The sequence below is a fragment of the Streptomyces sp. NPDC052299 genome, assembly GCF_040679335.1.
In the GTDB taxonomy this organism is placed as follows: domain Bacteria; phylum Actinomycetota; class Actinomycetes; order Streptomycetales; family Streptomycetaceae; genus Streptomyces.
This window is the reverse complement of the sequence record NZ_JBFAUP010000007.1, coordinates 191,790-213,220: the sequence shown is the minus strand read 5'-3', so window position 1 is coordinate 213,220 and position 21,431 is coordinate 191,790. Positions and strand designations below refer to the sequence as shown.

Below are 21,431 nucleotides of genomic sequence, written 5' to 3'. Positions count from 1 at the left end.
TCAGGCCACTTGACCGACCGGCTCCCGTCGGCCCCCCACCCCGCACGGCGCGCCCGCCGCCTCCCGCACCGGTCGTACACCGTTTCGTGCGAGCGCCCGAGCACCTGCGAAAGAAGGCTGATCATGGACCCATCGACGTCCAGCGCCGTCACCCTGCGCGTCAACGGCGAAAAATACACGCTGACCGTCGACCACCGCACCACCCTGCTGGACGCGTTACGCGAACGCCTCGACCTGACCGGCACCAAGAAGGGCTGCGACCAGGGCCAGTGCGGTGCCTGCACGGTGCTGCTCGACGGCCGGCGGGCCGTGGCCTGCCTCCAGCTCGCGGTGGCGGCCGAGGGGCGCGAGATCACCACCATCGAGGGCGTCGCGGACGGCGACCGCCTGCACCCCGTGCAGCAGGCCTTCCTGGAGCTCGACGGATACCAGTGCGGCTACTGCACCCCGGGCCAGATCTGCTCCGCCCTCGCGGTCATCGAGGAGCACGCCGCCGGGTGGCCCAGCGCCGCGACCGAGGACGTGCGGCCCGAGGCCGGAGTGCCCGCGCTCACCGCCGACGAGATCCGCGAGCGCATGAGCGGCAACCTCTGCCGCTGCGGGGCGTACGCACAGATCGTGCAGGCGGTCGCCCGCGCCGCCGAGGACGTCGGGAACACCGTGGGCGAGCCCAAGGAGGCGGTGGCATGAGGGAGTTCGGATACGAACGGGTCCATGACGTCGCCGGAGCGGTGGCCCTCCTCGGTGCCGACCCCGGTGCCCGCCTCCTCGGCGGCGGTACCAATCTGGTCGATCTGATGAAGGCGGGCGTGGAGCGCCCCAACCTCCTCATCGACGTACGGGAACTCCCACTGGGCGACGTCGGGTTCAGCCCCGAGGGCGGCCTGAGCGTCGGCGCCGCCGTCACCAACAGCGACCTGGCGGCCCACCCCGACGTACGCCGCCACTATCCGGCCCTCGCCCAGGCGCTGCTCGCCGGAGCGTCCGGGCAGCTGCGGAACATGGCCACCGTCGCAGGGAACCTCCTCCAGCGCACCCGCTGCGGCTACTTCGCCGACCTCGCCAAACCCTGCAACAAGCGTGCCCCTGGCACCGGCTGCCCCGCCCTCGCGGGCGACCACCGCAACCACGCCGTCCTCGGCGCGTCGCAGCACTGCGTCGCCACGCACCCCTCCGACATGGCGGTCGCGCTCGCGGCGTTCGACGCGGTCGTCTCGTACGAAACGGCCGACGGCCCGGGCGAGCTGCCGGTCGAGGCGTTCTACCTTCCGGTGGGCGACACCCCGCACATCGAGACCGCGCTGCCCGCCGGAGCCGTGATCACCGGCGTCACGCTGCCGCCCTCCCCGGTCGCCGCCCACTCCCGTTACCGCAAGGTCCGCGAGCGTGCCTCGTACGCCTTCGCGATCGGCTCGGTCGCCGCCGCCCTCGACGTACGCGACGGAGTGGTGCGCGACGTCCGCCTCGCGTTCGGCGCCGTCGCCTCCCGGCCGTGGCGCGCCCGCACCGCCGAACGGGCGCTCACCGGCGGCCCGGCCGACGGGGCCGCGTTCGCCACGGCGGCCGACGCCGAACTGGCCGCCGCCCGGCCGCTGCCCGAGAACGGCTACAAGGTGACGCTGATGCGCAACCTCGTCGTGGCCGAGCTCACCCGACTCGCCGAGGAGGCCGCCCGATGACCACGACGACCGGCACCACCACCGCCACCGGGGCCGTGGGATCGGGCCGTGCCCGGGTCGAGGGCCGCGACAAGGTCACCGGCGCCGCGCGCTACGCGGGAGAGGTCCCCTTCGACCGGCTCGCTCACGGCTGGCTGGTCCTCTCCACGATCGCCCGGGGCCGGATCACCGCCGTGGCGGACGAACCCGTCCTCGCCATGCCGGGCGTGCTCACCGTCATCCACCACGGGAACGCGCCACGCGTCACCACCGACTACGTGGGCATGCTCGGCCGGCCCAACCCGGTCGTCGGCCTCTTCCAGCACGACCGGGTCCCGTTCGCCGGCTGGCCGGTGGCCCTCGTGGTGGCCGAGACCCCCGAACAGGCCAGGGAGGCCGCCGAGGCCCTGGTCGTCCGCTACGAGGAGGAACCGCACGACGTGGAGTTCCGTGCCGGGCGCGCCGACGCCCACCGGCCCGGGGACTCGTCGATGGTGCGGGCCGACACGGACAAGGGAGACGTCCGGGCGCGGATCGACGGTGCCGCCTTCGTCGTGGACGCCGAGTACACGACGCCCGAGGAACACCACTGCTCGATGGAGCCGCACGCCGCGACCGCCCGCTGGGAAGACGGACGGCTCGACCTCATCGACTCCAACCAGGGCACCTCCTGGGTGGTCGGCGAACTCGCCCAGCTCTTCTCGCTGGACCCCGCCTCGGTGCGCGTGCGCTCCGAACACATCGGCGGCGCCTTCGGATCGAAGGGCCTGAGCGCCCATCAGGTCGCCGCCGTCATGGCGACCACGGCCCTCCACCGACCCGTACGCGTCGTGATCACGCGCCGTCAGATGTTCTCGCTCGTCGGCTACCGCAGCCCCACCGCCCAGCGCGTCAGGGTCGCGGCCGACGCCGAGGGACGGCTGTGCGCCTTCGACCACGAGGCGCTGAACCTCACGTCGAGCGTGCACGAGTTCGTCGAGACCAGCGCCGTGCTCGGCCGGGTGCTGTACGACGCCGACGCGCACCGCACCCGCCACCGCGTCCTGCCACTCGACGTGCCCACGCCCACCTGGATGCGCGCCCCCGGCGAGGCACCCGGCTCCTTCGCCATCGAATCCGCCCTCGACGAACTCGCCGAGAAGTGCGGCGTGGACCCCATCGCCCTGCGGGTGCGCAACGAACCCGCCAAGGGCCCCGTCTCCGGGCTGCCGTTCAGCAGCCGCAACCTGCTCGCCTGCTTCGAGGAGGGTGCCCGCAGGTTCGGCTGGGCGGACCGCGATCCGCGTCCCGGCCTGCGCCGCGAGGGCCGCTGGCTCATCGGGAGCGGGACGGCCGCCGCCTCCTACCCCTCCGGCGTCGGCCGCTCCACCGCGGCCGTGACCGCCGAGCCCGACGGCACCTTCACCGTGCGGGTCAACGCGGCGGACATCGGCACCGGAGCCCGCACCGCCATGACGCTCGTCGCCGCCGAAGCGCTCCAGGTGGACCCGGGCCTGGTCCAGGTGCGCATCGGCGACAGCGACCTGGGCCACGCGATGGTCGCGGGCGGCTCCACCGGCACCCGTTCCTGGGGCTGGGCGGTGCGCCTCGCGGCGGCCGACCTGCGCGAACGGCTGGGGCCGGGCGGCGGCATCCCGACGGAGGGGATCACCGCCCGCGCGGACACCGCCGACGCCATCGCCGCCCTGCCGCAGCAGGAACGGCACTCCTTCGGCGCGCAGTTCGCCGAGGTCGCCGTCGACGTCACCACCGGCGAGGTACGGGCCCGACGCCTCCTGGGCATCTTCGCGGCGGGCACCATCGTCAACCCCCTGACCGCCCGCAGCCAGCTCATCGGCGGCATGACCTGGGGGCTCTCCATGGCGCTCCACGAGGAAGCGGTCCGCGACGCGGCGACCGGCGGGCACGTCAACGCCGACCTCGCCGGATACCACGTCGCCTGCCACGCCGATGTGCCGCTCATCGAGGCGGACTGGGTGGACGATCCGGTGCCCGGCGACCCCGTCGGCATCAAGGGCATCGGCGAGATCGGCATCGTGGGCGTCGCGGCCGCGATCGCCAACGCGGTGTGGCACGCGACGGGCGTACGCCACCGCGCCCTGCCGATCCGTCCGGACCGCGTCCTGCGAGCGGCGGCCAACACGCCCTAATCGCCCAGCCGCACTTCGCGCCCCCGCCAGCGCCGTCGCAGCCAGCGGTCGTGGCTGGCGACCACGACCGCACCCGGCCCGGGGCCGAGCGCCTCCTCCAGCTCGTCGCAGAGTGCGGGGGAGAGGTGGTTGGTCGGCTCGTCCAGCAGCAGCAGTTCCGGTGGGCGGGCCATCAGCAGCGCGAGCGCGAGCCTGCGCCGCTGGCCCGCCGACAACTGCCGCACCTCCTTGGCCAGATCCGCCTCGCGCAGCAGCCCGAGCGAGACCAACGGCACCAGCTCCGCCCGCTCGGCGCCCAGCACCCGTACGTAGGTGTCGCCGACGGTACGGTCCGGCCGGGCGAACACACTGTCCTGCGCGAGCACCCCGACGGACAGGCCCGGCCGCCGGACCACCTCACCGGCCGCGACCGGCCGGCCGGCGAGCACCGCGATCAGCGTCGACTTCCCCGTACCGTTGCCGCCCGTCACGAGCAGGCGGTCGGACGCCTCCACGTCGAGCCGGTCGACGGCAAGCCGGCCGGGGAACCGCACCCCGCGCAGCGACACCAGCGTGCCCGGCCCGGGCGGCTCGGCCCGCTCGGGATACCGGAACCGCAACGGGCTGGGCGGCTCGGCGACCTGGCGGCGCTCCGCCTCGTCCAACCGCCGGGAGGCATTGCGCACCCGGCGCGCGATCTGGCTCTGCACCCGGCCCGCCCGCAGCCCGTACCCCATCTTCTCGCTGTCGCGCGGCCCCCGGTCGGGCGCGACCTGGCGCGCGGTCACCGCGGCCGACCGGCGCAGCTCCCCGATCTCCTCCTGCTCCTCGGCGTACCGCCGCTCCCACCGGGCCCGTTCCGCCCGCTTCTCCGCCAGGTACGCGCTGTACCCGCCGCCGTACCGCACGGGGCCGTCGACCGCCGGATCGAGGTCGATCAGGTCCGTGCAGACGGCGTCCAGGAACGCCCGGTCGTGGCCGGCGATCACCACGGGCCCCGGCATCGAGCGCAGCTGCTCCTCCACGAACGCGGTGGCCTCGTCGTCCAGATGGTTGGTCGGTTCGTCAAGGAGCAGGGCGCCCGGCCGGCGCACCAGCAGTGCCGCGAGCGCCAGCCGGCCGCGCTGCCCGCCCGAGAGCGAGCGGAGCGTCCGCCCGTGCGGCAGGGAGCCGAGCCCGAGCCCGTCGAGCACGACGGACGCGCGCCGGTCGGCGTCCCAGACCTCCCGCTCCTCGGCCTGTTCGAGTCGCCCGCCGTAGGTCTCCAGGAGCCGCGCGTGCTCCGGGGAGTCCTCCGGCGTACGGGCGAGCAGGCCGGAGAGCCGGTCCAGCTCGGTGAGGTCCGCCCGGGCCTCGCGCAGCGCGTCGTCCAGTACACCGGCGATGGTGGAGTCCGCGTCGAACGGCATCTCCTGGTGCAGGAATCCGACATCGGCGGGCCGGACGACCTGACCGGCATCGGGTTCGTCCACCCCGGCGAGCAGCCGCAGGAGTGTCGACTTGCCGACACCGTTCTCGCCGATGAGTCCGATGCGTTCGCCGGGCGACGCCGTGAGCGAAACCCCGTCCAGGACGCGCTTCGGGCCGAGGACGCGGACCAGTTCGTGGGCGAGGAAGGCGTTGCTCATGATGCCGGCGCCCCCGTCTCCCGCAGCTCCCCGTCCGCCAGCCGCAGCCATCGGTCCACGCCGATCCGTTCCAGGAACCGTTCGTCGTGGCTGACCACCACGAAGGCGCCCCGGTACGAAGCGAGGGCGCTCTCCAGCTGGCCGGCGCTCACCAGGTCCAGGTTGTTGGTCGGCTCGTCCAGGAGCAGCAGCTGCGGGGCCGGTTCCGCGCACAGGACACAGGCCAGCGTGGCCCGCAGCCGCTCGCCGCCTGACAGCACCCCGACCGGCAGATGGGCGCGGTCGCCGCGGAAGAGGAAGCGCGCGAGCAGGTTCATCCGCTCGGCCTCCTCCCGGTGCGGGGCGTACGCGGCGAAGTTCTCGGCGACCGTGCGGCCGAGGTCGAGCAGGTCGAGCCGTTGCGAGAGGTACGCGATCCGGCCGTCGGCGCGCCGGACCGTCCCGCTGTCCGGTTGCAGGTCCCCGTTGACCAGCCGCAGCAGGGTGCTCTTCCCGGCGCCGTTGGGCCCGGTCAGCGCGATGCGTTCGGGGCCCCGGATCGTCAGGCCGACGCCGTCGCCGGCGAACTGTTCCCGTCCGCCGAGGCGCACCCGCAGCTCCTCGGCGAGGAGCACGGTCCGCCCGGCCGGCACATCGGTGTCCGGCAGGTCGAGCGTGATGCGCTGCTCGTCGCGTACGGCACGCCCCGCCTCGTCCAGGCGGGCCTGCGCCTCACCGACCCGGGCGGCGTGCGTCTGCCCGGACTTGCCGGCCGCCTCCTGGGCACCGCGCTTCATGTTCCCGGCGAAGATGCGCGGCAGGCCCGCGTTCTTGAGGTTGCGGGCCGCGTTGCTCGCGCGCCGCTCGGCCCGCTCACGGGCCTGCTGCATCTCGCGCTTCTCCCGCTTCAGCTCCTGTTCCGCGTTGCGGACGTTCTTCTCCGCCACCTCTTGTTCGGCCCGCACGGCTTCCTCGTACGCCGTGAAGTTGCCGCCGTACAGCCGCAGTTCCGAGCCGCCGAGTTCGGCGATGCGCTCCATGCGGTCCAGGAGCGCGCGGTCGTGGCTGACGAGGAGCAGCGTGCCGTTCCACGACTCCAGCGTGTCGTAGAGCCGGAGCCGTGCGTCGAGATCGAGGTTGTTCGTCGGCTCGTCGAGCAGCAGGACGTCCGGCCGCTTCAGCAGCTGCGCCGCGAGGCCGAGCGAGACGACCTGCCCTCCGCTGAGCGTGCCGATGCTGCGGTCCAGGGCGACGCCGTCCAGGCCGAGCCGGTCGAGCTGGGCACGGGTGCGCTCCTCGATGTCCCAGTCGTCGCCGATGACCGCGAAGTGCTTCTCGTCCACGTCACCGGACTCCACGGCGTCCAGCGCGCGGATCACCGCGTCGACGCCCAGCACCTCGGCGACCGACAGGTCACCGGTCAGGGGGAGGCTTTGCGGGAGGTAGCCGAGGGTGCCGTCGACGGTGACGGAACCGGCGCTCGGGCGCAGCTCTCCGGCCAGCAGCCTGAGCAGGGTGCTCTTGCCGGAGCCGTTGGGGGCGACGAGACCGGTGCGGCCGCTGCCCACGCTGAAGGACAGGCCGGAGAAGACCGGGGTGTCGTCCGGCCAGGAGAAGGAGAGGTTCGAGCAGATGAGGGATGCGTCGGACATGAGAGGACCTCGCGTGTGAAATCCGGGGACGGCAGACACCACGGCCCCGGAGAGATGGCCTGAGGGAACAACGACATGGCCACTGCGGCGGCGCCCTGGGCGCCCGCTGCGGCTACGGAGCTCCGGGATCACCCGGAGATGTCGTCGTCGCCTGCCATGTCTGGTCTCCTCGTACACGCTGAACAGCCCGTCGATCTTAGCAGCTGCCCCCGCTCACGGCTTCTCATTTACGGTGCCGGTCCGGCGGCGCAGATCGGCGATGCCCTGGTCCAGGGCCGCTTCCAGGTAGTTCAGGCTGCCAGTGGACAGCAGGATCACCACACCTCCCTGGATCCCGGCGAGCAGGGCCGCCGCCGAGCGGTCCGCGTCCCGGTCGGCGTCGATCTCGTCGATCGACTGCATGTGCCGGATGCCGGAAGCCAGCGCGTTCTGCCAGCGTTCCAGCAGCTCGGTGGCGACGGCCTGCGCACCCGACGAGGCCGGCCCGATCCGGGAGACCGCGATGTCGAGCGGGCACTCCCGGCCCTGCTCGCGGTAGCGGGCGACGACCTTGTCGCGCCAGCTCAGCCAGGCCGGCCACGAGGTCAGGGCGCCCAGCTCCGGCTGCTGGTCGCCGATCACCCGGTCCGCCTCGTGGTGGGCGACTGACAGCATCAACTCGTCCTTCCCGCCCGGGAAGTAGTGGAACAGCTGGCTCTTGCTGGTCGATGTGAGCGCCAGGACGTCGTCGAGCGTCAGCGCGAACACACCCTGCCGCCGGATCGCCGCGGCGGCACCCTCGACGATGCGCTGTTTCGTCGCGGCGCCCTTGGGGGTCAGCGGCACGATGTCTCTCCCTCTCTCACGGTTGTAACGGGCCGGGCGCCCGCTCAGGGGATCAGCAGCAGCTTCCCGGTGGTCCGGCGGGACTCCAGGTCGCTGTGGGCGCGCGCCGCGTCCGAGAGCGCGTACCGGCCGCCGATGCGCGGGGACACGTGCCCCGCCCGCACCATCGCGAAGACCTCCCCGGCCCGGGCGACCAGCGCCTCCCGGGTGGGGACGTGGTCCTGCACGGTCGGGTACGACAACAGGATGCTGCTCGGCAGATCGGTCACCGAGAGCGACGGTACGCCCATGAAGGGGCCGTAGTACGCGTGCACCCCGTGCAGCCGCAGGGCCAGCTGCGAGGACCGGAACGTCGAGGTCCCGCCGCCGTCGTACACGACATGGGCGCCCTCGCCGCCCGTCAGCTCGCGCACCCGGTCCTCGAACCCGGCCCCGGACGACACGATGACGTGGTCCGCACCGGCCTCCTCGGCGACGGCAGCCTTCTCCGGGCGGGAGACCAGGCCAATGACCCGGCCGCCGCGCGCCTTGATCATCTGGGTCAGCATGAGTCCCACGCCACCGGCGGCGGCGTGCACCACGGCGGTGTCGCCGGGGCCGACGGCGTACGTCTCGGTGGTGAAGTGGTTCGCCGTGAGCCCTTGCATCATCACCGCGGCCGCCGTCTCGTCGGGGACCTTGACCAGCCGGTCCGCCGGGACTGTCAGGAGCTCCGCGTAGCTGCCCGGGTGGTAGTACCAGGCGACCCGGTCGCCGACGGCCAGCCCCTCGACGCCCTCGCCGAGGCCGGTCACGTATCCCATGCCCTCGGCGCCGAGCACGGTCGGTGCGGCCCAGCCCGGGCCGCCCACCTTCCGGGCGCCCACGTCCATGAAGTTCACCCCGGCGGCCCCGAGCCGGACCAGGGCCTCGCCGGGGCCGGGGGTGGGTTCCGGCAGTTCGGTCCAGGCCATGACCTCGGGGCCGCCGTGCTCGGTGATGCGGATCGCGTGCATCGGATGTGCCTCTCCGTGAGCCGTCACCGCGAGCCGTGTGCCGCGGTGAGGTCAGGCCACCGTAGAAAGGCAAAAATGGACCGGCAAGTCCAGTGCGTGATGCGGCGGGACGTCGCCGCGCGACGTCACTCGCGCGGGCTGTGGCCGAACCGGACCCCCTCCCACGGCGTTCCGGCCGGGAAGGAATCCGCGCGCCGCTGGCCGGGCGGGCGTGCCGGGGCCCGTACGACGGCGGGCTTCGCGTTCTCGATCCGGGCCAGCCAGGCCAGGAGCTCCCGACGCAGCTCGTCGGCGACGGCGCGATGCGAGTCGAGGCCGGCGAGATTGTCCAGCTCGTACGGGTCGGCCGCCAGGTCGTACAGCTCCGTCTCCGTGTAGTGGTCCGCGCCCGGGTCGTTCCAGGCGTCCGCGCCCGGTGCCTCCACGGCATACTTCCAGCGCGAGGTGCGCACCGCCCGCCCCACCCGGTCCTCGCTGATCTGTACGAACACGGATCCGAGCCGCTCCGGATCGCGTCCCCCGCCGGTCAGCGGCAGCAGGGAGCGCCCCTGTACGCCCGGCGGGACCGGGAGGCCGGCCGCCGCGAGCAGGGTCGGCATCAGGTCCACCGTGGAGACCGGCCGGCGGACGAGCCCGCCGCCGTCGAAGCCCGGCCCGGTGACGGCCAGCGGCACCCGGACCGAGGCCTCGTGGGCCGAGCGCTTGTACTCGCTGTTGCGGGTGCGGAAGTGGGAGCCGTGGTCCGCCGTCCACGCCAGGACCGTGTTCTGCTCGGTGCCCAGGCTCCGCAGGGCGTCGCGCAGACGGCCCATGCCCTCGTCGACCCGCTTGATCTGGCCCAGGTACCCGGCGAGATGGCGGTGCGCCCCGCCCTGCTCGGCCCCAGGGGAGAGCGCGGCCAGGTCGGGCGGCAGCCAGGCGCCCTCGTAACGCTCCCGGTAGCCTGCCGGGGCCGGGTAGTCGTCGGTGGGGTTCTGGTGGTGCGGCTCCAGCAGCGACAGGAAGAGGAGGTACGGCCGGTCGTAGTGGTCGGCGACGAACCGGATCGCCGCGTCGATCAGCGCGTCCGAGCGGTAGCCGGGCAGCCGCACCGGGGCGCCGTCCTCGTCGTGCACCACCGTGCGGTAAGCGTCCGAGGTGAATTCGAGCCGGTCCGACGCGAGCCATGTGCCGTAACCGCCCCGCAGGGCCGGGGGCACGGGCCCGTCGGGGTTGTCGTCGCCCGCCAGGTGCCACTTCCCGATGTAGCCGGTGGCGTATCCGGCCGCCGCGAACTCGCCGGCGAGCGTGGGGATGTCCCCCGGGAGCGGCAGGCCGTTGCGGAAGACACCGGTGGCGGTCGGGTAGCGGCCGGTCTGGAGCGACGAACGGGCCGGCGCGCAGACCGGGTTGGGCGTGACCGCCTGTTCGAAGAGGGTGCCCTCGCGGGCGATGCGGTCGAACTCGGGGGTCACACCTGCCCGGTTGCCGTGTACCCCGGCCGTGTCCCAGCGCTGCTGGTCGGTGAGGACCACGATCACCTGCGGGCGTGCCCCGGAGGGCGGCGCCGGGACGCCGCCCTCCGGGGCCGTGGAGTGCTCGCTCACGCAGCCGTCGCCTCGGTGGTGGAGGCGCCGGACGGGATGCCGAAGGACGGGTCCGGCACGGCCTCGGGGCTGATGAGCGTGGAGGAGCGGCCGTCGACGCCGACCGGGACGTCGCCGTCGATGGTGACGCGGCGCAGCTTGCGCTCGTGGGTGTCGGAGTCGTCCACCCCGTAGTGCTGGGTGGCGCGGTTGTCCCAGATGGCCACGTCGCCCACCTGCCAGTCCCAGCGCACGGTGTTCTCCGGGCGCTCGATGTGCGACTGGAACAGGTCGACCAGGGCCCGCGAGTCACGGCCCGTCAGCCCGCTGATCCGCTGGACGAAGTTGCCCAGCAGCAGGACGCGTTCGCCGGTCTCGGGGTGCACGCGCACCACCGGGTGCTCGGTGAGGAACTTGGTCGACGTGAACACCTCGCGGTACTGCTGAAGCGCCTCCGGCAGGGCGTTGGGCCGCACCGCAGCGTAGTCGTAGTCGTTGGAGTGCACGGCCCGCAGCCCGTCCGCCAGGGTGCGCAGCTGCTCGGGCAGCTCCGCGTAGGCGGCGGCGGTGTTGGACCACAGGGTGTTGCCGCCGTACGGGGGGATCACGACGGCCCGCAGGATGGAGAAGGCCGGATAGGCGGGGACGAAGGTGACGTCGGTGTGCCACTGGTTGGCCCGGCCGCCGTGGTCGGAGTCGATGCCGAGCGAGTACCGCCCGTCGGCGGACGGCACGGTCGGGTGGGCGACCGGCGTGCCGAGCAGCCGGCCGAACGCCTCGTGGCTCTCCTCGTCCAGGTGGTCCTGCTCCCGGAAGAAGACGACCTTGTGGGCGAGGAGCGCGGCCCGGACGGCGGCGACCGTCTCCGGGTCGAGGTCGCCGCCGAGCCGTACACCGGAGATGACCGCGCCGATGCGGCCGCCGAGCTGCTGGACGGTGACGGCGGGGGCGGTGGTGGTGGAGGACATGGGATTCCCTTCGAGGAGGTGCCCGCCACGGCCGGGCGCGGGGCGCGGCAGTGGGCGAGGCGATTAATTGTGGAGCGGAATTAATTGGGGCGGGATGCGCCCACGGGCGGAGCCGGTGCACTGCCCGGAGCGGGTTCGCGCAGGGTGGCCGGCTCCGGAGGGGGAGCGCGGCGCGGCGACACGCCGGTGAGGTCAGGCGGCGGTACAGGGGCCCGGACACACGGGCTGAGGAGCGGGGCGGCCGATGCGGGCGGGCCGCGCATCGGTGAGTGCCGTCGCGAACATGTCCCGGAGACTCGCAGCGCCCCGCCGGATACGTCAAGCGCCCGCCGGGGCGCCGCGAGGCGTGCGGCAGTGGTTCAATCGGCGCCTGCACGGGTCCGCCGGATGCCCTCGAAGGGCGCCGAAAAACCCTTGCTGGCCTGCGAGTTCACCCCGTCGCCCGAGTGCTGCGCGGGAGCGGCCCGCGGGCCCGGTCACCGCCCCCGTGCGAATTCACGCCGCCGTAACGTTGCGAGCGCCCCACCGGCGCAGGACCGAAGGAAGGCCCCCATGACCGCTGCCCCCCGCCTCTTCCGCGCCACCGGTGACGGCAGGCGCGAGACCAACGCCGCCACCGTGCTGCGCACCGTCCTCGATCACGGGCCCGTCGCCCGCCGGACGATCGCCGATCGCTCCGGGCTGAGCCAGGCCGCCGTGTCGCGCCAGTGCACCGACCTCGTACGGCTCGGCCTGGTCAGGGAGTTGCCCGAGCTGAGCACCGGAAACGGGGTGGGCCGCCCGCAGATCCCGGTCGACCTGCACACCGGCGAGAGCGACGGGCCCCTGGTCGCCGGGGTGCACATCGGGGTGCCCGCCTCGACGTTCGGCCTGCTGGACCTGCGCGGCCGCCTGCTCGACCGGCGCACCTTCCCGCACGACGGCATCACCGCCGGGGAGCTGCCGCCGAGGATCGTGCGCGGGCTGCGCGCCTTCCTGGACGACGTCCGCCGCGACCGCCCCCTGCTCGGGGTGGGCGCGGCCCTCGGCGGCTGGGTCGATCCGGGGTCGGGCACGGCCGTGCGGCACGCCTCGCTCGGCTGGGCCGGCCGCCCGCTCGCCGCCGAACTCGCACGTGGCCTGGACGGTTTCGAGGTGCGCGTCGACAACCACGCCCGGGCCGTCGCGCAGTCCGAGATCCTGTTCGGCCGGCCCGAGGCACGGCGCAGCCTCGTCCACCTGTTCATCGGCAACGTGGTCGACGCGGCCCTCGGCATCACCGGGGTGGTGCACCAGGGGCCCGGGTCCGGCGCCGGGGACGTGGCTCACCTCCCCGTCCCGGACTCCACGGTGGTCTGCCCCTGTGGGCGCTCGGGCTGCCTGGAGGCGACCGCCTCCAACACCGCCATGGCGCGCACCGCCGTGCGGCGCGGCATCGTGCCCTGGCCGGACGCCTTTCTGGTGGTGGACGCGGCGGCCGCCGGTGACCGGCGCGCCGACCGGCTGCTGCGCGAACGGGCCCGCGCGGTGGGCCGGGCGACGGCCCTGCTGCTCGACGTCCTCAACCCCGACCTGGTCGTCGTCACCGAGCACGCCAGCCTGACCAACCCGGAGTACCTGGAGGAGATCAGGGGCGCCGCGGTCGACCACTCGCGCGTCTGCCGGGACCCGGAACGCATCGTCAGTCCGCATGCCGGGACGGCGGTTCTCCCCGTCGCCGCCGGTGCCGTCGTCCTGAACCCCCTGTTCAGAAGCCCGCTGGCGGCATCGGTGCGGTAGCCGGCCGCCGGAGGACGGAAAGCGCTTCGTACCAGGATGCGGACATGGCAGGTTGACCGTCCGGCGAAGCCGCTGTCATATTGCTCCCGTGAACCCGGACAAGCGCCTCGTCTCCCGCAGGCACGTCGACCTCTGTCGACAGGCCAGCGCGGTCTGTGCCGTCCGCCGCTGACCCGGATCGCGGCGGGCAGAGGCCCATGGCCGCCGCCCCGCTGACCTCTCACGGGTGACAACAACCCGCTGAGAACCGGGAATCGCCTCTCCTTCGGGCTTCCCCCGCCCCCGTGTGCCGCGGGAGCCCCTTACGCCCACCCGCGCCGATTCCGTACGGCCGCCGCAGCGGCCCCGGTCCGGTGCGCCTGTCGCGCAGCGCAGCCTCCTCGCTCCATTCCTCCCGCAGCGGAACGAATACGCGTACGTGCTCCGGTGCGCGCTTCCACCTCCCCCTTTCCCACCACTGTCACAGGCAGGCATCGATGACCGAGCTGTACCCCCTCACGCCCTCCGGACCGTCCCGGCGCTCCACGCTGCGCGCCGCGGGCGGCGGCGCACTGCTCCTCGGACTGGGTCTCGCGGGCTGCCGCTCGGCCGTGTCGGAGACCTCCTCCGCCGCGCAGGGCACGAGCGCCGCTCCCCGGCGCGGCGGCGTGCTGAACGTCGCCGTGAACGCGGACTTCACGCCCGCCCTGCTGTTCGCGCAGAGCGGCCAGTCCCTTCAGCAACGCCTCATCTACAACACGCTCACCCGGTATGACGACCGGCTCCACCCCAAACCGGAACTCGCCACCTCCTGGACGTATGCCAAGGACGGGCGCAGCATCACGCTCCGCCTCCGCGACGACGTCACCTTCCACAACGGCCGCGCCTTCACCGCCGACGACGTGATCTTCGCCGTGAAGAACCTTCAGAATCCGGTGCGGGCCGCCCAGTTGCGCAGCACCGCCGCCACGATCACCGGGTTCGAGAAGCGCGGCGACCACGAGCTGGTGCTCAAGCTGGCACACCCGGTCAACAACCTCTTCGACCTGTTCGAGTTCATGATCATCGCGGACTCGGAGAGCGTCGAGGACGCCGTCGCCGGGAAGAAGCTCATCGGTACCGGCCCGTTCAAGCTGAAGAAGTGGAGCCCCGGCTCCGGACTGAGCCTCACCCGCAACGACACGTACTGGCAGCCCGGCCGCCCCTACCTCGACGGAGTCGAACTGCGGGTCATAGCCCAGGCCGACGCGCTGATCTCGTCCCTGCGCTCCGGCCAGTCCCAGCTCTCCTTCGACGTGCCCGGCAAGAGCCTCGGCGTCGTCAAGGCCGACAACGGACTCACCATCAGCGACTACGACACCGGTGCCGGCGCCGTCTATCTGGGCGTCAACACCACGGTCGCCCCGCTGAACGACCGCACCGTCCGCCAGGCGCTCGCCTGGGCCGTCGACCGCGACCGGCTCGTCGCCCAGACCCTCGGCGGCTACGGCCTCGCCTCCGCCGCGCCCTGGCCCAAGTCCTCGCCCGCCTACAGCGAGGCCAACCGCACCCACTACACCCACGACCCCGCGAAGGCCCGGGAACTCCTGAAGTCCGCCGGGCACACCAGGCTCGACCTGCCCATGCTGCACATCGCGCTGCCCGGCGAGACGGCCATCGCCGAGTCCATCCAGTACGACCTCAAGCAGGTCGGCGTCCACGTCACGCTCCAGCCCACCGACGGGGCCACCGCACAGAAGAAGCTGATCTCGCAGGGCATGCCGGCCCTGTGGTCCCTCGGCCACGGATTCGCCCAGGTGCAGCCGTCCACCCTCGCCGTCAGCGCGTATCCCTTCAACGAGGCGAAGAACACCTCCAAGTACCGCTCGGCCCACTACACCGAGGTCGTGCGGGAGGCGTGGACCGAGCCCGAGACCGACACGGCCGCCGCCAACGCCCTGCACCAGAAGATCTCCTCCATCCTGCTGGACGAGGCGTTCCTCATCGACCTCGTCGTGCGCGGTCAGGTCCAGGTCTCCGCCGCCCGGCTGCACGGCGTCACGCTCAACAAGTTCTCCTACCTCAACCTCGACAACGCCTACCTGGTGTGACATGCGCAGCTACCTGATCCGGCGGCTGCCGTCCGCCCTCCTCGTCCTGGCCGCCGCCTCCTTCCTGATCTTCACCATCCTCAGGCTGGTCCCCGGCGACCCCGCCACCGCGCTCGCCGGACCCGACGCGGACGCGGCGACCGTCGCCGCCATCCGCGAACGGCTCGGCCTCGACGCACCCCTGCTCTCCCAGTACGCCCACTGGATCGGCTCGCTCCTGAAGGGCGACCTCGGACCCTCGTACGCGATCGGCGGACAGACCGCCGACCTCATCGGCGACGGACTCGGCGCCACCATAGAACTCACCGCCGCCGCCCTGCTGTTCGTGATCCTGCTCGGTACGGCCTTCGGCGTCATCGGGGCCACATCGGGCAACCGGTGGCTGACGGGGACCGTGCGCGTGATCACCACCGCCGCCCTGGCCGTGCCACCGTTCGTCAGCGGCGTCCTGCTCGTCCTGGTCTTCGCCGTGGCGCTCCCCGTACTGCCGCCCGGCGGCCGGGTCGCCTTCCTGACCGCGCCGGACCTCGCCGTCCAGTACCTCGTGCTGCCGGCGCTCTGCCTGGCGCTGCCCAGCGCCGCCGTGCTCGGCCGCTACCTCAAGGACGGCATCGAACGCGGCCTCGCCGAGGACCACATCCGCACCGCCACCGCCGCCGGGATCGCCCCGCGCCGCCTGCTGTGGCGCCACACCCTGCCCAACGCCCTGCCGCCCGTCGTCACCCTGCTCGGCATGCAGGTCGGGAACCTGCTCGGCGGTGCGGTCCTGGTCGAGGCGATCTTCGCCTGGCCCGGCCTCGGACAACTCGCCGAACAGGGACTCCAGCGGCGCGACTACCCGGTCGTCCAGGACCTGCTGCTGCTCCTGGTCGCCGTCTTCGTCCTCGTCCAGCTGCTCACCGACCTCGTGTACGCCTGGCTCGACCCCCGGATCAGGTGGGAGTGACCCCGATGACCCAGACGACCGACCTCCTCAACTCCGCGCCGCCCGCGGCCGCACGCAAACCGCGTGCCACGGCCCGCCCCCGCCACCCTTACCGCACCGCGCTGTCCACCGCCCGCGCCCGCACCGGCCTCGTCCTCGTCGGCGTGATCGTCCTCGCCGGACTCCTCGCACCCCTGCTCGCCGGGCACGGGCCCACCGACCAGAGCGGTCGGAGCCTGGCCGGGCCCGGCACCCCCGGACACCTCCTCGGCACCGACGACCTCGGGCGCGACCTGCTCAGCCGGGTGCTGTACGGCATCCGCACCGACCTCACCATCATCACGATCGCCGTGCCCGCCGGTGCCGTGCTCGGCTGCCTGCTCGCCCTGGCCGCCGCCGCCCACCCCGTCGTCGACACCGTCGTCCAGCGCGTCTTCGACCTGCTCCTCGCGTTCCCCGGGCTGATCCTGGCGCTGGCCGTCACCGCGATCCTCGGCCCCGGACGCGTTCCCGTCATGCTCGTCATCGCCCTCGCCGAGGTCCCGGTCTTCGGCCGGCTGCTGCGGAGCGGCGTCCTCGTACAGCGGGAACGGGAGTACGTCACCGCCGCCCGGGTCGGTGGCGGTTCGGCCCGCCGGGTGCTGGTCCGGCACATCCTGCCCAACGCGGCCGACCCGCTCGTCGTGCAGATCGCCGTCTCGCTGACCGTCGCCGTCTTCATCGAGGGCGCGATGAGCTTCCTCGGGGTCGGCGTCCGGCCGCCCGAACCCACCCTCGGCGCGGTGCTCAGCCAGTCCATGCCCTATCTCGCCCAGTCCCCGCACTTCGCCGCGGGACCCCTGATCACCGTGACCGCGCTCGTCCTCGGACTCTCGCTCATCGCCGAGGCGCTCAACCGGGAGATACGCCGATGACCGCCCCCGAGCTGCTGGAGGTCCGCGACCTCGGCGTCGAGTTCACCGCACCCGACGGTTCACCGCTGCGCGCCGTGCGCGGGGTCTCCTTCACCCTGCGCAGAGGCGAGACCCTGGCCGTCGTCGGCGAGTCCGGGTCCGGCAAATCCACCACCGCGCTCGCCCTGAACCGCATGCTGCCCGGCACCGGCCGCATCACCACCGGCACGGTCCGGCTGGACGGCCGCGACCTGGCCGCCGCCGACGAGGCGGAGCTGCGCGCGGTGCGCGGCGCCCGCATCGGCATGGTCTTCCAGGACCCGATGACCGCCCTCAACCCCGTCCTCACGGCCGGCCGCCACATCGACGAGGCACTGCGCGCCCACGGCAACCGCGACAAGGCCGCCCGCCGCGCCCGCACCGTCGAACTCCTGGACCGGGTCGGCATCCCCGACCCGCACCGGCGCGCCGACGACTACCCGCACCAGTTCTCCGGCGGCCAGCGCCAGCGCATCCTCATCGCCATGGCCCTCGCCGGCGAACCCGACGTCCTCCTCGCCGACGAGCCGACCACCGCACTCGACGCCACCGTCCAGGACCAGATCCTCACCCTGCTCGGCGACCTCAACCGCGAGACCGGCACCGCCCTCGTGCTCATCACCCACAACATGGGCGTCGTCGCCCGCGCCTGCGAACGGGTGCTCGTCATGTACGGCGGCACCGTGGTCGAGGACGGGCCCACCGCCGAAGTGCTCACCCGCCCACGCCACCCGTACACCGCCGGGCTCCTGGCCGCCGTCCCGCGCCTCGCGACCCCGTCCGGGACCCGGCTCACCGGCATCCCCGGCAGCCCGCCCGACCTCACGCTCCTCGGGGACGGCTGCGCCTTCGCCGACCGCTGCACCCTGGCCGAGGAGCGCTGCCGCACCGCGACCCCGCCGCTCGCGCGGGCCGCCGGAGACGTACGGGTGGCCTGCCTCCCCGCCGCCGGACGCACCGAACCCCTGCCCGCCCCGGCCCCGCCCGCCCGCATCGACCGCCCCGCGCCCGGAGCGGTCGTCCTGGAGGCGGACGGCCTCACCAAGAGGTACGGGGGACGCGGCGCCCGGAAGCGCGGTGTGCCCGCTCTCGACGGGGTGTCGTTGACGCTCAGGGAGGGCGAGACGCTGGGCATCGTCGGCGAGTCGGGCTCCGGTAAGTCCACCCTGGCCCGGGTCCTCGCCCACGCCCACACCGCCGACGGTGGCACCCTGCGGCTGCGCGGCGAGGACGTCACCCGGCCCTCGCGCCGGGCGCTGCACGCGGTGCGCCGCCAGGTCCAGATGGTGTTCCAGGACCCCTACGCCTCGCTCAACCCGCGCATGACCGTGGGCGAGATCGTCGCCGAACCCCTCGTCGCGTTCGGCATCGGCGACCGCGACGCGCGCCGGGAGCGGGTGGCGGAGCTCCTGGAGCTGGCGGGCCTGGACCCGGCCGTGGCCGGACGCCATCCCCGCTCCTTCTCGGGCGGCCAGCGCCAGCGCATCGGCATCGCCCGTGCCCTCGCCCCCGCGCCGTCCGTCCTGATCTGCGACGAACCGGTCTCCGCGCTCGACGTGTCCGTCCAGGCCCAGATCACCGGACTGCTCACCGACCTCCAGCGCGACCTGGGCCTCTCCCTGGTCTTCATCGCCCACGACCTCGCGGTCGTCCGGCAGATCAGCCACCGCATCGCCGTCATGCACCGCGGCCGCGTCGTGGAGACCGGCACCGCCGACGAGGTGTGCGACCGCCCCCGCGACCCGTACACCCGTGCCCTGCTCGCCGCCGCGCCCGAACCCGTGCCGCCGCCGGCCCGGACCGAGCACGCCGAGAAGACGGGAGCCCTCGCATGACCCACCCCGCCCCGACCCGAGACGGAGCCGCCCGCCGATGACCACCAGCACCCGCCGCGACCCCTACGACGGCTTCCCCGGCCGCATCGGCCGCACCTTCGCCGACTCCGAGCCGGCCTGGGCGGCGCCCCGGACACCGGGGGAGAAGGCCCCCAACATCGTCGTCGTGCTCGTCGACGACATGGGCTACAGCGACATCGGCCCGTTCGGCTCCGAGATACCCACCCCCGTGCTCGACAGCCTCGCCGAGGACGGCGTACGGCTCAGCAACTACCACACCATGCCGCTGTGCTCCCCGGCCCGCGCCGCCCTGCTCACCGGCCTCAACCCGCACCGCGTCGGCTACGCCATGGTCGCCAACTCCGACCCGGGCTTCCCGGGTTACGGCATGGAGATCGCCGACGACATCCCCACCCTCGCCGAACTCCTCCACGACTCGGGCTACGCCACCTACGCCGTAGGCAAGTGGCACTTGGTCCGCGACTCCGCGTCCAACGCAGCCGACACCCGCGACAACTGGCCGCTGCGCAAGGGTTTCGACCAGTACTACGGCGTCCTGGAAGGGCTCACCAGCCTCTTCCACCCGCACCAGCTCGTCCGCGACAACAGCCCGCTGGACATCGACGAGTTCCCCGACGACTACTACTACACCGACGACATCACCGACCAGGCCATCTCCATGGTGAAGTCGCTGCGCGCCCACGACCCGGACAAACCCTTCTTCCTCTACCTCGCGCACAACGCCGTCCACGGCCCGCTGCAGGCCAAGGAGGAGGACATCGCCCGCCACCGGGGCCGCTACGACGAGGGCTGGGACGCGCTGCGCGAACGCCGCTTCGCCGCCCAGATCGCCGACGGCCTCTTCCCACCCGGCACCGAACTCCCGGAGCGCAACAGCGAGGCCGGGCAGGACGTGCCCCCCTGGGACAGCCTCACCGAGGAGCAACAGCGCCTGTACGCGCGCTACATGGAGGTGTACGCGGCACTGGTCGACAACATCGACCAGAACCTCGGCCGGCTCACCGCCACCCTCGACGCGCTCGGCGAGCTCGACAACACCATCATCGTCTTCACCTCCGACAACGGCGGCACCGGCGAGGGCGGCGCCGAGGGCACCCGCTCCTACTTCAGCCGCTTCGTCCACCACCCCGCCCTGCCCGAGGACTGGACCCCGGACGTCGACCGGGACCCGGAGCTGATCGGCGGCCCGCGCAGCCTGGTGCACTACCCGCGCGGCTGGGGCATGGCCTCCAACACCCCGTTCCGGCTCTACAAGGGGCACACGTACGCGGGCGGGGTGCGCGTCCCGTTCGTCCTGTCCTGGCCGAGGGGCGCCCGCGACGGGCGGCTCACCCCGGGCACGCGCCCGCAGTACCAGTACGTCACCGACATCGCCCCGACCCTCCTCGGACTCGCCGGACTGGAACGCCCCGAGCGCCGTCGCGGGGTCCCGCTCCAGGAGCCGGACGGCGTCACCTTCGCCCCCGTGCTCGCCGACCCGGAACACCTCTCCACCCACCCCGAGCAGTACTGCGAGATGACCGGCAACCGCAGCTACTACCGCGACGGCCGCAAGCTCGTCACCCTGCACCGCCCCGGCGCCCCCTACGACGACTCCGAGTGGGCCCTCTACGACATCAGGACCGACCCGACCGAGATCCACGACCTGGCCGCCGAGCACCCCGGCCTGGTCAAGGAACTCTCGGCGGCCTGGGAGAAGGCGGCCTGGCGCAACGGTGTCTTCCCGCTCCCCGACGGCAGCGGCGCAATGGCCCGCCGCAACCCCGCCGAACGCAGACTGTCGCGCCCCCTCACCCTGCTGCCCGGCACCCCCGAACTGGAGCGCTACCGCTCCTCGCGCCTGGTCTCCCTGCGCTCCTTCGAGGTCACCGTCGCGATCGAGGAGACGGGCGAGGGCGTCCTCGTCTCGCACGGCGACCAGGGCGGCGGCTACAGCCTGTACGTGGAGGACGGCCGCCTGTATTTCGCGTACAACGAATACGGCGTCCTCCACGAGACGGACGCGGGCCCGCTCGCACCGGGCGAGCACACGGTCCGCCTCGTCGCCACCGCCGAACGCGGCCTGCGGTGGAGCTTCCGGATCGAGGTCGACGGTGCGACCCGGGCCACCCCGCCCAGCGTCCACCAGCTCATCGGCATGGCCCCCTTCCAGGGCATCAGCATCGGCGTGGACCGCAAATCCCCCATCTCCTGGCCCCTCTTCGAACGCCACCGCTCCTTCCCGTACCGGGGCCGCCTGCGCTCGGTGACGTACACCCCGGGGGATCCGGGCCCGGACTCCCCGGAGGCGGTGGCCCAGGCACTGAGGGAGGCGGCAGCGGCGTTCGAGTAGGTCGCCGAATCCAGCCCCTCCGGCGTTTGAGGAGCGGGGTCCGGGGCGGAGCCCCGGTTACGGGAATGGGCGGGTAGGGGACAAGGCCCGCCGCAGGCGCCCCCCTGAGATCGATTGGCGGCGACTCTCACGCAGGTCTACCGTCGGTTGGGTGAACGAC

16 protein-coding genes are annotated in these 21,431 nt (G+C 73.2%); 10 read left to right on the top strand and 6 right to left on the bottom strand.

The features are described 5' to 3' along the window. Nucleotides 1-123: 123 nt before the first annotated feature. From AB0L33_RS14620 to AB0L33_RS14610, 3 genes are read left to right on the top strand one after another with little or no spacing between them, the layout of a single operon-like run. Nucleotides 124-690 carry a 2Fe-2S iron-sulfur cluster-binding protein gene (locus tag AB0L33_RS14620; protein ID WP_365681197.1) on the top strand — a complete coding sequence of 189 codons (567 nt, stop codon included), beginning with the start codon at nt 124-126 and terminating at the stop codon, nt 688-690. After that, nucleotides 687-1,679 (top strand): xanthine dehydrogenase family protein subunit M, encoded by a 993-nt coding sequence (locus AB0L33_RS14615; protein WP_365681195.1) that lies wholly within the window; start codon nt 687-689, stop codon nt 1,677-1,679. The genes AB0L33_RS14620 and AB0L33_RS14615 overlap by 4 nt, the downstream gene beginning before the upstream one ends. Further along, on the top strand, nt 1,676-3,808 hold the full coding sequence (locus AB0L33_RS14610; protein ID WP_365681193.1) for a xanthine dehydrogenase family protein molybdopterin-binding subunit: 2,133 nt from the start codon (nt 1,676-1,678) through the stop codon (nt 3,806-3,808). The genes AB0L33_RS14615 and AB0L33_RS14610 overlap by 4 nt, the downstream gene beginning before the upstream one ends. On the opposite strand, the gene AB0L33_RS14605 is transcribed toward AB0L33_RS14610, so the two are convergent. From AB0L33_RS14605 to AB0L33_RS14580, 6 genes are all read right to left on the bottom strand, one after another. Beyond that, entirely contained in the window at nt 3,805-5,415 is a 1,611-nt protein-coding gene (locus AB0L33_RS14605) for an ABC-F family ATP-binding cassette domain-containing protein (RefSeq protein WP_365681191.1), read from the bottom strand. The genes AB0L33_RS14610 and AB0L33_RS14605 overlap by 4 nt on opposite strands. After that, the gene (gene abc-f / locus AB0L33_RS14600; RefSeq protein ID WP_365681189.1) at nt 5,412-7,046 is read right to left on the bottom strand and encodes a ribosomal protection-like ABC-F family protein; all 1,635 of its coding nucleotides are present in this window, start codon (nt 7,044-7,046) and stop codon (nt 5,412-5,414) included. Before abc-f ends, AB0L33_RS14605 begins: the two co-directional genes overlap by 4 nt. Before the next feature lie 213 nt (nt 7,047-7,259). After that, complete coding sequence (locus AB0L33_RS14595; protein ID WP_365681187.1) at nt 7,260-7,871, bottom strand: TetR/AcrR family transcriptional regulator; 612 nt, start codon at nt 7,869-7,871, stop codon at nt 7,260-7,262. A 44-nt stretch (nt 7,872-7,915) separates the two neighbouring features. Further along, nucleotides 7,916-8,866, bottom strand: a complete 951-nt coding sequence (locus tag AB0L33_RS14590; RefSeq protein WP_365681185.1) for a quinone oxidoreductase — start codon at nt 8,864-8,866, stop codon at nt 7,916-7,918. A gap of 125 nt (nt 8,867-8,991) precedes the next feature. Continuing rightward, nucleotides 8,992-10,452 carry a sulfatase-like hydrolase/transferase gene (locus AB0L33_RS14585; protein ID WP_365681183.1) on the bottom strand — a complete coding sequence of 487 codons (1,461 nt, stop codon included), beginning with the start codon at nt 10,450-10,452 and terminating at the stop codon, nt 8,992-8,994. Next, nucleotides 10,449-11,399: a TauD/TfdA family dioxygenase gene (locus AB0L33_RS14580; RefSeq protein ID WP_365681181.1), complete on the bottom strand. Its 951-nt coding sequence runs from the start codon at nt 11,397-11,399 to the stop codon at nt 10,449-10,451. The genes AB0L33_RS14585 and AB0L33_RS14580 overlap by 4 nt, the downstream gene beginning before the upstream one ends. 552 nt (nt 11,400-11,951) lie before the next feature. Here AB0L33_RS14580 and AB0L33_RS14575 point away from each other — a divergent pair. The 7 genes from AB0L33_RS14575 to AB0L33_RS14545 all read left to right on the top strand — a co-directional run bounded on the left by AB0L33_RS14575 (nt 11,952) and on the right by AB0L33_RS14545 (nt 21,271). Then, nucleotides 11,952-13,157: an ROK family transcriptional regulator gene (locus AB0L33_RS14575; protein ID WP_365681179.1), complete on the top strand. Its 1,206-nt coding sequence runs from the start codon at nt 11,952-11,954 to the stop codon at nt 13,155-13,157. Nucleotides 13,158-13,245: 88 nt separating this feature from the next. Continuing rightward, complete coding sequence (locus AB0L33_RS14570) at nt 13,246-13,329, top strand: putative leader peptide (RefSeq protein ID WP_361031313.1); 84 nt, start codon at nt 13,246-13,248, stop codon at nt 13,327-13,329. A gap of 304 nt (nt 13,330-13,633) precedes the next feature. Beyond that, the gene (locus tag AB0L33_RS14565) at nt 13,634-15,226 is read left to right on the top strand and encodes an ABC transporter substrate-binding protein (protein WP_365681177.1); all 1,593 of its coding nucleotides are present in this window, start codon (nt 13,634-13,636) and stop codon (nt 15,224-15,226) included. A 1-nt stretch (nt 15,227) separates the two neighbouring features. Continuing rightward, complete coding sequence (locus AB0L33_RS14560) at nt 15,228-16,172, top strand: ABC transporter permease (RefSeq protein ID WP_365681175.1); 945 nt, start codon at nt 15,228-15,230, stop codon at nt 16,170-16,172. 5 nt (nt 16,173-16,177) lie between these two features. Then, nucleotides 16,178-17,065 carry an ABC transporter permease gene (locus AB0L33_RS14555; protein WP_365681173.1) on the top strand — a complete coding sequence of 296 codons (888 nt, stop codon included), beginning with the start codon at nt 16,178-16,180 and terminating at the stop codon, nt 17,063-17,065. After that, nucleotides 17,062-18,918 carry an ABC transporter ATP-binding protein gene (locus AB0L33_RS14550; protein WP_365681171.1) on the top strand — a complete coding sequence of 619 codons (1,857 nt, stop codon included), beginning with the start codon at nt 17,062-17,064 and terminating at the stop codon, nt 18,916-18,918. The genes AB0L33_RS14555 and AB0L33_RS14550 overlap by 4 nt, the downstream gene beginning before the upstream one ends. Nucleotides 18,919-18,955: 37 nt before the next feature. Further along, a complete protein-coding gene (locus AB0L33_RS14545; protein ID WP_365681169.1) occupies nt 18,956-21,271 on the top strand; it encodes an arylsulfatase in 2,316 nt (771 codons plus the stop codon). Nucleotides 21,272-21,431: the final 160 nt, after the last annotated feature.

What these genes read in the sequence shown, in the direction of transcription:
- AB0L33_RS14620 (WP_365681197.1), top strand. Translation starts at nt 124, where the DNA reads ATGGACCCATCGACGTCCAGCGCCGTCACCCTGCGCGTCAACGGCGAA.
- AB0L33_RS14615 (WP_365681195.1), top strand. Translation starts at nt 687, where the DNA reads ATGAGGGAGTTCGGATACGAACGGGTCCATGACGTCGCCGGAGCGGTG.
- AB0L33_RS14610 (WP_365681193.1), top strand. Translation starts at nt 1,676, where the DNA reads ATGACCACGACGACCGGCACCACCACCGCCACCGGGGCCGTGGGATCG.
- AB0L33_RS14605 (WP_365681191.1), bottom strand. Translation starts at nt 5,415, where the DNA reads ATGAGCAACGCCTTCCTCGCCCACGAACTGGTCCGCGTCCTCGGCCCG.
- abc-f (WP_365681189.1), bottom strand. Translation starts at nt 7,046, where the DNA reads ATGTCCGACGCATCCCTCATCTGCTCGAACCTCTCCTTCTCCTGGCCG.
- AB0L33_RS14590 (WP_365681185.1), bottom strand. Translation starts at nt 8,866, where the DNA reads ATGCACGCGATCCGCATCACCGAGCACGGCGGCCCCGAGGTCATGGCC.
- AB0L33_RS14580 (WP_365681181.1), bottom strand. Translation starts at nt 11,399, where the DNA reads ATGTCCTCCACCACCACCGCCCCCGCCGTCACCGTCCAGCAGCTCGGC.
- AB0L33_RS14575 (WP_365681179.1), top strand. Translation starts at nt 11,952, where the DNA reads ATGACCGCTGCCCCCCGCCTCTTCCGCGCCACCGGTGACGGCAGGCGC.
- AB0L33_RS14565 (WP_365681177.1), top strand. Translation starts at nt 13,634, where the DNA reads ATGACCGAGCTGTACCCCCTCACGCCCTCCGGACCGTCCCGGCGCTCC.
- AB0L33_RS14560 (WP_365681175.1), top strand. Translation starts at nt 15,228, where the DNA reads ATGCGCAGCTACCTGATCCGGCGGCTGCCGTCCGCCCTCCTCGTCCTG.
- AB0L33_RS14555 (WP_365681173.1), top strand. Translation starts at nt 16,178, where the DNA reads ATGACCCAGACGACCGACCTCCTCAACTCCGCGCCGCCCGCGGCCGCA.
- AB0L33_RS14550 (WP_365681171.1), top strand. Translation starts at nt 17,062, where the DNA reads ATGACCGCCCCCGAGCTGCTGGAGGTCCGCGACCTCGGCGTCGAGTTC.
- AB0L33_RS14545 (WP_365681169.1), top strand. Translation starts at nt 18,956, where the DNA reads ATGACCACCAGCACCCGCCGCGACCCCTACGACGGCTTCCCCGGCCGC.